The 12,908-nt window shown below is 60.7% G+C and carries 10 protein-coding genes; 1 reads left to right on the top strand and 9 read right to left on the bottom strand.

Annotated elements, in window-relative coordinates; translation table 11 throughout:
• Window positions 1-165: 165 nt before the first annotated feature.
• Complete coding sequence (gene aqpZ, locus FP026_RS12475; protein WP_149634915.1) at window positions 166-852, bottom strand: aquaporin Z; 687 nt, start codon at window positions 850-852, stop codon at window positions 166-168.
• Window positions 853-1,109: 257 nt separating this feature from the next.
• On the opposite strand from aqpZ, the gene FP026_RS12470 reads away from it, so the two are divergent.
• A complete protein-coding gene (locus FP026_RS12470; protein WP_149634914.1) occupies window positions 1,110-2,441 on the top strand; it encodes an MFS transporter in 1,332 nt (443 codons plus the stop codon).
• Between the two features lie 94 nt (window positions 2,442-2,535).
• Here FP026_RS12470 and murB read toward each other — a convergent pair whose 3' ends face one another.
• From murB to FP026_RS12430, 8 genes are all read right to left on the bottom strand, one after another.
• Window positions 2,536-3,510: a UDP-N-acetylmuramate dehydrogenase gene (gene murB / locus FP026_RS12465; protein ID WP_149634913.1), complete on the bottom strand. Its 975-nt coding sequence runs from the start codon at window positions 3,508-3,510 to the stop codon at window positions 2,536-2,538.
• Window positions 3,507-4,922, bottom strand: a complete 1,416-nt coding sequence (gene murC, locus FP026_RS12460; RefSeq protein WP_149634912.1) for a UDP-N-acetylmuramate--L-alanine ligase — start codon at window positions 4,920-4,922, stop codon at window positions 3,507-3,509. Before murC ends, murB begins: the two co-directional genes overlap by 4 nt.
• On the bottom strand, window positions 4,919-6,040 hold the full coding sequence (gene murG / locus FP026_RS12455; protein ID WP_149634911.1) for an undecaprenyldiphospho-muramoylpentapeptide beta-N-acetylglucosaminyltransferase: 1,122 nt from the start codon (window positions 6,038-6,040) through the stop codon (window positions 4,919-4,921). The genes murC and murG overlap by 4 nt, the downstream gene beginning before the upstream one ends.
• Window positions 6,041-6,221: 181 nt before the next feature.
• The gene (gene ftsW / locus FP026_RS12450) at window positions 6,222-7,376 is read right to left on the bottom strand and encodes a putative lipid II flippase FtsW (RefSeq protein WP_149634910.1); all 1,155 of its coding nucleotides are present in this window, start codon (window positions 7,374-7,376) and stop codon (window positions 6,222-6,224) included.
• 1 nt (window position 7,377) lies between these two features.
• Window positions 7,378-8,790: a UDP-N-acetylmuramoyl-L-alanine--D-glutamate ligase gene (murD, locus tag FP026_RS12445; RefSeq protein WP_149634909.1), complete on the bottom strand. Its 1,413-nt coding sequence runs from the start codon at window positions 8,788-8,790 to the stop codon at window positions 7,378-7,380.
• 7 nt (window positions 8,791-8,797) lie between these two features.
• Complete coding sequence (gene mraY / locus FP026_RS12440; RefSeq protein ID WP_113230504.1) at window positions 8,798-9,919, bottom strand: phospho-N-acetylmuramoyl-pentapeptide-transferase; 1,122 nt, start codon at window positions 9,917-9,919, stop codon at window positions 8,798-8,800.
• Between the two features lie 11 nt (window positions 9,920-9,930).
• A complete protein-coding gene (locus FP026_RS12435; protein ID WP_149634908.1) occupies window positions 9,931-11,391 on the bottom strand; it encodes a UDP-N-acetylmuramoylalanyl-D-glutamyl-2,6-diaminopimelate--D-alanyl-D-alanine ligase in 1,461 nt (486 codons plus the stop codon).
• Window positions 11,388-12,851 (bottom strand): UDP-N-acetylmuramoyl-L-alanyl-D-glutamate--2,6-diaminopimelate ligase, encoded by a 1,464-nt coding sequence (locus tag FP026_RS12430; RefSeq protein WP_149634907.1) that lies wholly within the window; start codon window positions 12,849-12,851, stop codon window positions 11,388-11,390. The genes FP026_RS12435 and FP026_RS12430 overlap by 4 nt, the downstream gene beginning before the upstream one ends.
• Window positions 12,852-12,908 lie beyond the last annotated feature (57 nt).

Genomic DNA, 12,908 nt, shown 5'->3' with positions numbered 1-12,908 from the left:
GCTCCGCCGATGATCGAATGGCTCGAATCAAACCGACCCAAAGAATTCTGCCATTAGAATCAGAGAGTTGCTACTTTTGAAATCGCTACATTTAGATTTTTTAAACAAAGAGGCCCGCATCGGGCGTCCCGATGCGGGCCTGAAGGTATTAAAATTGCTTCGATTTCACTCGCTGTCGTCGACCAGTTTCCAGACGAGTCCGCCCAATGCGCCGCCGACGATGGGAGCGACCCAGAACAGCCAAAGCTGCTGTAGGGCCCAGCCGCCGACGAACAGTGCCTGGCCCGTCGAACGGGCCGGATTGACCGACGTATTGGTGATCGGGATCGAAATCAGGTGGATCAGCGTCAGCGTCAGGCCTATGGCGATCGGCGCGAAGCCGGCCGGCACCTTGTTGCTCGTCGAGCCCAGAATCACGACGAGGAAAAACAAGGTCAGCACGATCTCGGCCACCAATGCCGAGACCAACGAATAGCCGCCCGGCGAATGTTCGCCATAACCATTCGCCGCAAAACTACCGAGTTGGAAATCGGCCTTGCCGCTGGCGATCAGGTAAAGCACGGCAGCAGCCACGATGGCACCGACAACCTGCGCGACGATATAAGGAATGAGCTGCCCGCCCGGAAAGCGGCCAGCCACCGTCAAACCCACCGAGACGGCTGGGTTGAAATGCCCGCCTGAAATACCGCCGACCGCATAGGCCATCGTCAGCACGGTCAGACCGAACGCAAAAGCAACACCCAGAAAACCGATACCGAGGCTCGGAAATGCCGCCGCGAAGATTGCGCTGCCGCAGCCACCAAATACGAGCCAAAACGTCCCAAGAAACTCAGCGATGAGTTTTTTCTGCATGAAACCCTTCTCCTTTGCCCTCAACCAAAGCGAAAATCGGCCACCTATGAAAAAAACTCCGGGTAAGGACTCGCCCAAAGCACGCCCACTTAACGGCAAACGTTCGCCCAATTGTTTGCGAATCAACAATTGCGGCTAAATAGTAGCACACAACCGCTGATTTCTTGCGCATTTGACGTTTGCGCTGAACAAAAATTACGCTAAGGACACGCCTTACCTAATAAGGAAACCTTAGCATCCTCTAAATTGGTGGGATTATGACTGACGCGATATCTCCTTTATCGCCGACCCCCTCGTCATCGAACAATGCTGTTGCGAATTCCCCGGCACGTGTTCTGATCGCGAGCCTTATCGGCACAACGATCGAATTTTTCGATTTCTATGTTTATGCAACGGCGGCGGTTATCGTCTTCCCGAAGCTGTTCTTTCCGGCAAGCGATCCGACCTCGGCAACGCTGCAGTCCTTCGCGACCTTCTCCATCGCCTTCTTCGCGCGTCCGATCGGCGCGATGATCTTCGGCCATTTCGGCGACCGGATCGGCCGCAAGGCGACGCTGGTTGCGGCTCTGATGACCATGGGCCTCTCCACGGTCGTGATCGGCATGCTGCCGACCTATGAGTCGATCGGCGTTCTCGCACCCGTGCTGCTGGCACTTTGCCGCCTCGGCCAGGGTCTCGGTCTCGGCGGCGAATGGGGCGGCGCGGTGCTGCTGGCGACGGAAAACGCGCCTGAAGGCAAGCGCAGCTGGTACGCCATGTTCCCGCAACTCGGCGCACCCATCGGCTTCATCCTGTCGGCCGGCCTTTTCCTCATCCTGCGCGAAACCATGGCCGATGCGGATTTTCTCAACTATGGCTGGCGCGTTCCCTTCCTGATCAGCATCGTTCTGGTCGCCGTCGGCCTCTATGTCCGTCTGAAGATCACGGAAACCCCGGAATTCCAGCGCGCCATTGAAAAGGAAGAACGCGTTTCCGTTCCGATCGCGGTCATCTTCCGTTCGCATTTTCGCAGCCTCATTCTCGGCACCATCATCGCGGTGGCGACCTTCGTGCTGTTCTATCTGATGACGGCATTTACGCTGAGCTGGGGCACTCGCCCCCCGGGCAACGGTCCGCTGCCGGCCGGTCTCGGCTACTCGCAAGGCCAGTTCCTCGTCGTCCAGCTCGCGGGTGTGGTCTTCTTCGGCCTGATGATCCCGATCTCCGGCCTATTGTCGGATCGCTATTCGCGCCGGCTGGTTCTGATCCTGACGACGATCGGCATTTTCATCTTCGGCCTGTTCTACTCGTCGCTGCTGACGGCCGGCCTTTCAGGCGCCTTCGCCTGCTCGATCATCGGTCTTGCGCTGATGGGCTTCACCTACGGTCCGATCGGCGCCGCGCTGGCGGCACCCTTCCCGACCACCGTGCGCTACACCGGCGCCTCGATGACCTTCAATCTCGGCGGCATCGTCGGCGCGTCGCTGGCTCCCTACATCGCCACATGGCTCGCGACGACCTATGGCCTGGTCTATGTCGGTTACTATCTGGCGGCCGCCGCGCTGCTCTCGCTGATCGGCATCCTGCTCTCGGGCAACGACGAAATCTGAGGACTTCACGATAACCAATTGAAAAGGCCGGGTGAAAACCCGGCCTTTTTTGTTGAATCATTGTCTGAAGTTTAAGCCGATTGGCAGCGCAAGCCTACTCTGTCGTGACACCTTGGAACGGGCGAACCTCCCGGCCGGGCATGAAGTAGCCGAGACGCTTGATTTCCCACTCCAGTTTGATGCCGGATTTCTCGAAAACTTCGCGGCGCACCTGCTCGCCGAGATATTCCAGATCGTAGCCTGTTGCCTGCTCCATGTTGATCATGAAGTTGCAATGCAGCGACGACATTTGCGCGCCACCAATGACGAGACCGCGGCAGCCCGCCTCGTCGATCAGTTTCCAGGCGGAATGACCTTCCGGATTCTTGAAGGTCGAACCGCCGGTCTTTTCCCGAATCGGCTGCACGGTTTCGCGATGGGCGCGCACGGCATCCATCTCAGCGCGAATCTTGGCGCGATCTTCCGGATAACCCTCGAAAAGGACATGCGTGAAGATCAGGTCTTCCGGCGCATCCGAATGCCGGTAGCTGTAGCCCATCTCGGCATTGCTTAGCACATGCTTGTCGCCCTTGCGGTCGATCGCATGCACTTCGACGACGCGTTCGCACGTTTCGGCGCCATTGGCGCCAGCATTCATCCGCGCGGCACCACCGATGCTGCCCGGAATGCCGTAGTAGAAATGAAAACCACCGATGCTGTTGTCCATCGCCATGGCCGCGACATGCTTGTCGGGGCAAATGGCGCCTGCCAGGATGCGATTTTCGCCGGCAAGCTCGACGGAGCCGAAGCCCTTGGCCGAAAGCCTGAGGACGACGCCCGGAATGCCGCCGTCGCGCACCAATATATTCGAGCCCACGCCGACGACCGTCAGCGGTACGTCTTCCGGCAATATCTTCAGGAAGGCGACGAGATCGTCCGTGTCATGCGGCTGGAACATCAGTTCCGCCAGTCCGCCGGCGCGGAACCACGTAACACGATCCATCGGCGCGTCCGGCGTCAGCCGGCCCCTGATGTTCTTTACACTGTCGCCGAGCGACGCGAGAAGCTTTTCCCCATTTACCTGTTTCATGCGGACTTACCCGAGAGGCCTTCCAATTCCTTTGGCAATGACGCTGCCCAATATGTGATGCTGCCAGCCCCCAACAAAACCACAAAATCACCCGGTTGCGCAATCTCTGCAACCATGGCGGCAAGATCTTCCTGCGATGGCAGATAGCGCGCATCGCGATGGCCGCTAGCCTTGATGCGCGAAACCAGTGTCTGCGAATCAGTACCTTCGATGGGATCCTCGCCAGCCGCATAGACGGGCGCCAGGAAAATGCTGTCGGCATCGTTGAAGCAGGCGGCGAACTCTTCGAAGAGGCTCGACAGACGCGTATAGCGATGCGGTTGATGAACGGCGATGATGCGGCCGCTGCAGGCTTCGCGCGCGGCTTTCAGCACTGCCTTGATCTCGACGGGGTGGTGACCGTAATCGTCGAAGATCTTCACGCCGTTCCATTCGCCAGTGAGCGTGAAGCGGCGCTTGACGCCGCCGAAAGACGCCAGCCCCTTGGCGATCGCCTCGCTGGAGATCCCCAGACGGTTAGCAACGGCAACGGCCGCCGTCGCGTTGGAGATATTGTGACGGCCCGGCATCGGCATGACGAGATCCTTGATCTGGATCACCTTGCCCGTGCGGCGCCTGCGGATTTCGACGTCGAACACCGAGCGCGTGCCGTCGATGCGCACATTCGAGAAACGCACGTCCGCCTGCGGGTTTTCGCCATAGGTGATGACCTTGCGGTCCTCGATGCGCCCGACCAGCGACTGCACCTCCGGATGATCGATGCACATGACGCCGAAACCGTAGAACGGCACATTCTCGACGAACTGCCGGAAGGCGGCACGGACGGCATCGAAATTGCCGTAGTGATCGAGATGCTCCGGATCGATATTCGTGACGACGGCAACATCGGCCGGCAGCTTCAGGAAGGTACCGTCCGATTCGTCGGCCTCGACCACCATCCACTCGCCGGCGCCCATGCGCGCATTCGTACCGTAGGCATTGATGATGCCGCCGTTGATGACCGTCGGATCAAGTCCGCCGGCTTCGAGCAGCGTCGCCACGAGAGACGTCGTCGTGGTCTTTCCGTGCGTGCCGCCAATGGCGATGGCGTTGCGGAAGCGCATCAATTCGGCCAGCATTTCGGCGCGGCGCACCACCGGCAGCAGCTTTTCGCGCGCGGCGGCGAGCTCGGGATTGCTCTTCTTGATCGCCGTGGAGACAACAACGACTTCGGCATCGCCGAGGTTTTCCGCCTTGTGGCCGATATGGACCGGAATGCCCTTGTCGCGCAGCCGCTGCACGTTGGCGCTTTCCGATTGATCGGAACCCTGAACGCGATGGCCGAGGTTATGCAACACCTCGGCAATACCGCTCATTCCGATACCGCCTATACCGATAAAATGCACAAGGCCGATTGCCTTCGGCAGCTTCATGCGCCTGCCCCCTTGAATTGCTGAATTGAACGTCCCGCGGCAATAGCCTCAACCATGTCGGCAAGCAAGTTTGCCGCATCCGGCTTGCCCGCCTGCTTGGCTGATGCTGCCATCTTTGCGAGCTTTTCCGGCATGGTCATGGCGCCGCGCAGGATGGTGGAAAGCTTTTCCGGCGTGAGCTCCGATTGCGCGATCACCTTGACGCCGCCGGTTGCCGCCAGCGCAGCCGCATTGGCTGCCTGATCGTGATCGAGCGCATGCGGATAGGGAACCAGGATCGCCGGGCGGCCGATGACTGCGAGCTCGGAGACCGTGGAGGCACCTGAGCGGCAGAGAACCAGATGCGCAGCGCCGATGCGCTCGGCCATATCGGTGAAGAACGGCGCGACATCGGCGCCCATGTCAAGCTTTCTCGTGCAGCTGTTGACCGTCTCCATATCCTCGGGGCGCACTTGCTGCGTGATCCGCAGGCGCTTGCGCAGCGGCTCCTCAAGCAGGCTGATTGCCGTAGGCACCGCCTTCGAGAAATACTGCGCGCCCTGGCTGCCGCCGAAGACGACCAGATTGAACGGATCGTCCGGTCCCGACGGCACATAGGGACGCTTCGAAGCCTCGATGACGGCCGGGCGCACGGGGTTTCCCGTCGTGACTGTCTTCTCGGCAAATGCGCCGTTGTCCGTGAGAAAGCCGCCCGCAATGGCGCGCACGCGCGTCGCCAGCATCTTGTTGGCGCGGCCCATGACAGCATTCTGCTCATGCAGCATGGACGGCACGCCCATGCGCGTGGCGGCAAGAAGCGGCGGAACTGTCGGATAGCCACCGAAGCCGACGACGCAGACGGGCTTCAGTCTCTGGATCAGCTTGCGCGCCGCGCGCATACCGGTCCACAGCGTCCAAAGCGCGTTTGCAACCTTCAGCGGGTTCTTCGAACCGATCGTCGCCGAGGGTACGACATGGATCTCGTCGGCAGGAAACTTGCCGGCATAGCGTTCGGCGCGGCTGTCGGTGACGAGGTGCACGGAATAGCCGCGCTCCTTCAATTTATAGGCCAGCGCCTCGGCCGGAAATACGTGGCCGCCGGTTCCGCCGGCGGCTAGAAGGACAATGCCTTTACTCATAATTTTCGCTCCCGCGAACACCCCATTACTCGGGGCATCTCCCTAATATAGGAAGCCGCCACGGCCGCGTCATCGACGCGGGCCAAGCCCCCCTCATAGACCGCTGCTCCCTGAAAAGCGACCGGAGAATGAGGAGTAGGCAGGAGATATCGAGAGCAAATGGCAGATAGTCCCAAGACGATCACTCCGCCGGCAGTCCGTGCGTCACGCGGAACAAGGTGCGATCCTGCGCGCGCTTTTCCGGCCTATGACGCGTCAGCGCCAGGATGAAGCCTGCCGTCACGCAGATCGCTGTCATCGACGAACCGCCGTAGGAGATCAGCGGCAGCGTCATGCCCTTGGCCGGCAGGAGCTGCAGGTTCACGCCGATATTGATGATCGACTGAATGCCGATCTGCAGCACGAGGCCGGCAACGGCGAAACGATTGAAATCGTTCTTTTCCTTATAGGCGTGCGACAGGCCGCGCAGCACCAGAACCGCGAAGATGAGGACAAGCACCATGCAGAAAATGACACCGAATTCTTCGGCAGCCACCGAGAAGATGAAGTCGGTATGGGCATCCGGAATGATGCGTTTGACGATGCCTTCGCCGGGGCCGACGCCGAACCAGTTGCCGTGAACGATCGCTTCCTTGGCGGTATCGACCTGGAAAGTATCGCCCTCACCCGTCATGAACTTGTTCACGCGTTGCGCCACGTGATCGAAGACGTAATAGGCCGCGACGAAACCGCCGGCGCCAAGGCCGCCGAGCACGATGATCCACAGCCAGGGCATGCCCGCCATGAAGAACATGCCGCCCCAGACGGCCGTCGTCAGGATGGTCTGGCCAAGGTCCGGCTGGGCGACGAGCAATGCGACGACTATGCCGAACAGGATGATGGCGAAGAGATTGCCCGGGATTTCCGGCTGGCGCGCATGTTCGGAAAACAGCCAGGCGCAGACCACGACGAAAGCCGGCTTCATGAATTCGGATGGCTGGATCGACAGGGCCGCGATATTGACCCAGCGACGCGAGCCCTTGACCTCGATGCCGAAGAAGAGCGCGAAAAGCATCATCGCCAGCGAAACGATCAGCAGGATGACCGCCGTGCGCCTGACCTGTCGGGGCGTCATGAAGGAAATGCCGATCATCGCCGCGATCGCCGGAACGAGGAACAGGGCGTGGCGTTTGACGAAGTGGAACGGCTCAAGCCCGATACGCTCCGCCACCGCGGGCGAGGCCGCGAAGGAAAGCATGAAGCCGATGCCGATCAACAAAATGAAAAGGGCGAGAAACACGCGGTCGATGGTCCAGAACCACTCGGCCAAGGCCCCACGTTCAACGCGGCTTACCATATCATTTGCCTCCAGCTGCTGAACCGATCAGCATGGTGACACCCTCGATCGCAGCCACATGGCTGACGAAGGCGTCGCCCCTGACCTCGAAATTCTTATACTGATCGAAACTTGCGCAAGCCGGTGACAACATCACCGCCGCGGACGTATGTTCGTCCTTGTCCGCATCGGCTGCCGCATGCGCGACGGCCCGCTCCAGCGTACCGGAAATTTCGTAGGGCACCTGCTCCCCGAGCGTTGCGGCAAAGGCAGGCGCAGCCTCGCCGATCAGATAGGCCTTGGCTATGCGCGGAAAGAGCGGCGCAAGCGTCGTGATCCCACCTTCTTTCGGCAGGCCGCCGGCAATCCAGTAAATATTCTCGTAGCTCGAAAGCGCGGGTGCCGCCGCATCGGCATTGGTCGCCTTGGAATCGTTGACGAAGACCACTCGGCCGCGCCTTCCGACCGGCTGCATGCGATGTTTGAGGCCGGGGAAAGATTTCAACCCAGCCCGAATTTCTTCGGCGGAAACGCCGACGGCAAGACAGGCGGCGATTGCCGCCGCGGCGTTCTGTGCATTATGGCCGCCGCGCAAGGTCTGGATGCCGTCGAGATCGGCGATCTCGCTTGCCGCACCGCTCGATGCCTGCATGATATGGCTGCCTTCGGCATAGAGGCCGCTTGCCAACGCATGCCGGCGCGAAATCCGCATCACATTGCCGCCCGCCCTTTCGATGCGATCGGCAATCAAGGAGGAATGACTGTCGTCGATGCCGACAACGGCAACATCGCTGCCCGCGACCAGCCGCTCCTTGATGTCGGCATAGTGCTGCATCGTGCCGTGCCGATCGAGATGATCGGGCGTCAGGTTCAGCAGAATGCCGGCGGAAGGATTGAGCGTCGGCGCCAGATCGATCTGGTAGGAAGAGCATTCGACCACATAGAAGCGGCCGGCCTTCGGCGGATCGAGGGTCAGCACGGCTGTCCCGATATTGCCGCCGAGCTGCGTGTCGCGCCCGCTCGACTGCAGAATATGGGCGATCAGCGCCGTCGTCGTCGATTTGCCGTTCGTGCCGGTAATGGCGATGAAGGGGCAATCCGGGGCATGTGCCCGCCGCTCCCTAACGAAAAGCTCGACATCACCGATGATCTCGACACCGGCGGCATGAGCGAGATCGACCGTCCAATGGGGCTTCGGATGCGTCAGCGGCACGCCGGGCGACAGCACGAAGACGGACTGGCTGTTCCAGTCGATCGTCCTGAGATCGGCAACCGCTATCCCATCCGCTGCCGCCTTGGCCACGCTGTCCGGATTGTCATCCCAGGCCGTGACCTCGGCGCCACCGGCGACGAGCGCACGCGCCGTGGCGAACCCCGAGCCGCCAAGGCCGAAGAGAGCAACCTTCTTTCCGTTCAGCGTGGTGACAGGGATCATCGATGCCTCACCGCAGCTTCAAGGTGGACAGGCCGATCATCGCCAGGATGACCGCAACGATCCAGAAACGCACGACGACCTGGCTTTCCGTCCAGCCCTTCTTTTCGAAGTGATGATGGATCGGCGCCATGAGGAAGACACGGCGCTTGGTCATCTTGAAAAAGCCGACCTGAATGATGACGGAAAGCGCTTCCAGCACGAAAAGACCGCCGATGATCGCCATGACGATCTCGTGCTTGGTGGCGACGGCGACCGAACCGATCATGCCGCCAAGCGCCAGCGAACCGGTATCGCCCATGAAGATGGCGGCGGGCGGCGCATTGAACCAGAGGAAGCCGAGGCCGGCGCCGATAACCGCGCCGAGGACCACCGCCAATTCGCCCGTGCCGGGCACGAAATTGATCGCCAGATAGTCGGCAAAGACGAAGTTGCCGGCCAGATAGGCGATAACGCCGAAGGAAGCCGCGGCGATCATGACCGGCACGATGGCAAGCCCGTCGAGACCATCGGTCAGGTTGACGGCATTGCCGGCGGCAACGATGACGAATGCACCGAAGAACACGAAGAACATGCCGAGGTTGAGCAGCAGGCTCTTGAAGAAGGGGAAGGCGACAGACGAGCCGAAGGTCGAACCTGCTGGGCCGGAGGACAGCGCGGTCGTCATCATGAAGTAGACGGCAATAGCGGCGATGACGAATTCGATGCCAAGGCGCGCGCGGCCGGAAAAGCCTTTGTCACTCTGCTTGGTCACCTTGAGATAGTCGTCATAAAAGCCGATCGCGCCGAAACCGAGTGTCACCAGCAGGGTGGCAACGACATAGACATTGGCAAGATCGGCCCAAAGCAGCGATGAGACGACGATGCCGGCCAGAATCATCAGCCCGCCCATTGTCGGGGTGCCAGCCTTCTTGAAATGCGTCTGCGGACCATCGGCGCGGATCGGCTGCCCCTTTCCCTGGCGCACGCGGAGCGAGGAGATGATTCGCGGCCCGAAGAGGAAGACGATCAACGCTGACGTGAACAGGGCACCGCCGGTACGGAACGTGATGTATCTGAACAGATTGAGGAATCTGAAATGAGTACTGAAAAAATGAATATGGTCCGACAGTTCGGCAAGCCAGATCAGCATAAGAGCCCTTTCTAAAGCCCCTGATGGGTGTGAGGGCCCGTGTCGGAAAATGCGGGAAACTTGTCAAGCAAGCCCGCCACGATCTTTCCAAATCCCAGCCCCAACGACGATTTCACCATCAAGACGTCGCCAGAGGCGACTGAATTGAGCGCGAATTCCGAGAGCTCCTCCGTCGTCTCGCGATATTCGACATGAACACTTTCCGGCAGCTCATCCCTTAAAGCCGCCATCTCCGGACCCGCCAGCCAGACATGCTCGATACCGGCCGCCAGCAACGGTCCGGCAAGGTTGGCATGCACGCGCTGGGCATAGTCCCCCATTTCCAACATGTCGCCGAGAACGGCGATGCGCCTGCCCTGCCGTCCGCCCGCCCCCGCATGCGGCGAGGTCGTCGCCAGCAGCGCGATGGCGGCGCGCATGGATGCGGGATTGGCGTTGTAGCTTTCGTCGATCAGCGTGAAGTAGCCGTTGCCGATCGCACGCTTGTGGCGCTGCCCCCGGCCCTTTTCCGGCTGCAGATCCGCCAGGGCATCGACAGCCTCGTCGAGATCGGCCTCCACCATCATGACCGCACCAAGCACGGCAAGCGCGTTTTCTGCGATGTGGCGGCCCGGCGCGCCGAGCGCCACTTCCATGGTCTCGCCGCCGATCGTCAGCCAAAGCGTCGAATTTTCTTCCGAGGCATTGAATTCCGCAAGGCGCACATCGGCCTTGGCGTGCTGGCCGAAACTGTGCACATGCTCGATGCCGGCCTCGAGTGCTGCACGTTCCAGCATCTCGAACTGGTCGCTGTCGTGATTGAGAATGGCGTGGCCACCCGGCACGACACCCTCGAAAATTTCCGCCTTCGCGGCTGCGATCTCGCTGATGCTGTTGAAATTGCCGAGATGAGCAGGGGCAATCGTGGTGATGATCGCCACATGCGGCTGCACCATCTTGACCAGCGGACGAATTTCCCCGGGATGGTTCATGCCGATTTCGAAAATGCCGAAATCCGTATCTTCAGGCATGCGCGCCAGAGTAAGCGGGACACCCCAATGGTTGTTGAACGAAGCGACGGAGGCATGCACCTTGCCGGAGGGTGTCAGCGCGCGCCGCAGCATTTCCTTGGTCGTCGTCTTGCCCACCGAACCTGTAACGGCGATGATCTTGGCCTGTGTACGCTGACGGGCGGCGACGCCGAGCCGCGCAAGGGCCGCCAGCACGTCGTCCACCACGATCTTCGGTACGGTCAGTCTGCCCATTGCCGGCAGACGCCCCTCGCTGATTACGATAAAGGCCGCGCCATTCGCCATTGCCAGATTGGCATAGTCATGGCCGTCGACGCGATCGCCCTTGATCGCAAAAAAAGCCTCGCCGGGCTGAATGGAACGACTATCTATGGAAATGCCCGTAATGCCCTCCGGGAGTGCTCCGAAAGAGCGGCCCGAGATTGCGGCGATCATATCCTCAGTTGTCCATAACCAGCTCAAGACTTCAAATCCTCCAATGCTTTGCGCAATTCGGCATGGTCGGAGAACGGCAGCGTGACATTGCCGATTGTCTGACCTTCCTCATGCCCCTTGCCGGCGACGATCAGCGTGTCGCCGGATACCAGCATGCCGGCCGCCGTGCGGATTGCTTCGGCGCGATCGCCGATCTCCGTCGCACAGGCAGCAGCAGCCATGATCTCCGCACGGATCGTTGCCGGATCCTCGGAACGCGGATTGTCATCGGTAACGACGACAACGTCGGCGAGACGGCAAGCAATCTCGCCCATGATCGGCCGCTTGCCGCGATCACGATCGCCGCCGCAGCCGAAGACGACAATGACGCGGCCCGTCGTGAATGGCCGCACCGAATTCAGGACATTTTCGAGCGCATCCGGCTTATGAGCGTAGTCAACATAGGCCAGTGCGCCGTCATGCGTGTGACCGACAAGCTCCAGGCGACCGGATGCGCCGACAAGCTTTTCCAGCGCAGCCATGGCGACCGGCGCCGTGACACCAGTCGAAATGGCAAGGCCGGCGGCAACAAGCGCATTGGCGATCTGGAAATCCCCAGCCAACGGGATATGAACTTCGAAGATATCGTCGCCGACATGCACCTCGGCGATCTGCTTGTGGCGGAAATGCTCGACGCGCTTCAACGTCAGGAAATCGCCCTTGCGCCCGACGGTGCGCACATCCTGCCCGGCCTCGTGGGCAGCGGTGATGGCCTGAGCCGACCAGGCGTCGTCGGCAAAGATCACCGCGGGAGAGCCTTTCGGAAGCAGATCCCGGAACAGCCGCATTTTGGCGGCCATATAGTCCCCGACTGTCGGATGATAATCCATGTGGTCGCGGCCGAGATTGGTGAATGCCGCGGCAGCGAGCTTTACGCCATCGAGTCGGAATTGATCGAGACCATGGCTGGAGGCTTCCATCGCCGCATGTGTCACACCTTCATCAGCGAGATCGGCCAACAGCTTGTGCAGCGATACCGGGTCAGGTGTCGTCAGCGCACCATATTCGTTGCGGGTCGGCGATACGACGCCGGTCGTGCCGATCATGGCAGCCGGATGACCGGCATAGGCCCAGATCTGACGCGTGAAGGAAGCAACCGAGGTCTTGCCGGCGGTCCCCGTCACCGCCACCATCGTTTCCGGCTGCCGTCCGTAGAAGCGCGATGCCGAGACGGCTAGAAACCGGCGCGGCTCGGAAACCGAGAGCACAGGCACGCTGCCGGCATCGACCCCGTGGCCTGCAACCACGACCGATGCCCCGCGCGAAACGGCATCGGCGATAAAACTCGCCCCATCAGCTTTGGTCCCGGCCACGGCGACAAATGCCATGCCGGGCGACACCTTCCGGCTGTCGGCGGAGATCCCGATTATCTCAAGATCGCCAAGTGTCGCGCCAATCTGTGTGTTGAGTTCCGGAAATGCATTTCCGGCAATATCCCGCAAGTTCATCGAATGTACTTTTCGCCTTCTCGATCAGTCCGCCCCTCGCGAATCGACGTGTGTATT

Origin of the sequence: Martinezella tropici, assembly GCF_008370325.1 — a bacterium.
Classification (GTDB): Bacteria; Pseudomonadota; Alphaproteobacteria; order Rhizobiales; family Rhizobiaceae; genus Rhizobium; species Rhizobium tropici_B.
The sequence above is the reverse complement of the archived record's forward strand: the minus strand, read 5'-3'. Positions and strand labels throughout refer to the sequence as shown.

Excerpts from the sequence above, each read along its gene's own strand:
- aqpZ (WP_149634915.1), bottom strand. The coding sequence starts at position 852 with ATGCAGAAAAAACTCATCGCTGAGTTTCTTGGGACGTTTTGGCTCGTA.
- FP026_RS12470 (WP_149634914.1), top strand. The coding sequence starts at position 1,110 with ATGACTGACGCGATATCTCCTTTATCGCCGACCCCCTCGTCATCGAAC.
- murB (WP_149634913.1), bottom strand. The coding sequence starts at position 3,510 with ATGAAACAGGTAAATGGGGAAAAGCTTCTCGCGTCGCTCGGCGACAGT.
- murC (WP_149634912.1), bottom strand. The coding sequence starts at position 4,922 with ATGAAGCTGCCGAAGGCAATCGGCCTTGTGCATTTTATCGGTATAGGC.
- murG (WP_149634911.1), bottom strand. The coding sequence starts at position 6,040 with ATGAGTAAAGGCATTGTCCTTCTAGCCGCCGGCGGAACCGGCGGCCAC.
- ftsW (WP_149634910.1), bottom strand. The coding sequence starts at position 7,376 with ATGGTAAGCCGCGTTGAACGTGGGGCCTTGGCCGAGTGGTTCTGGACC.
- murD (WP_149634909.1), bottom strand. The coding sequence starts at position 8,790 with ATGATCCCTGTCACCACGCTGAACGGAAAGAAGGTTGCTCTCTTCGGC.
- mraY (WP_113230504.1), bottom strand. The coding sequence starts at position 9,919 with ATGCTGATCTGGCTTGCCGAACTGTCGGACCATATTCATTTTTTCAGT.
- FP026_RS12430 (WP_149634907.1), bottom strand. The coding sequence starts at position 12,851 with ATGAACTTGCGGGATATTGCCGGAAATGCATTTCCGGAACTCAACACA.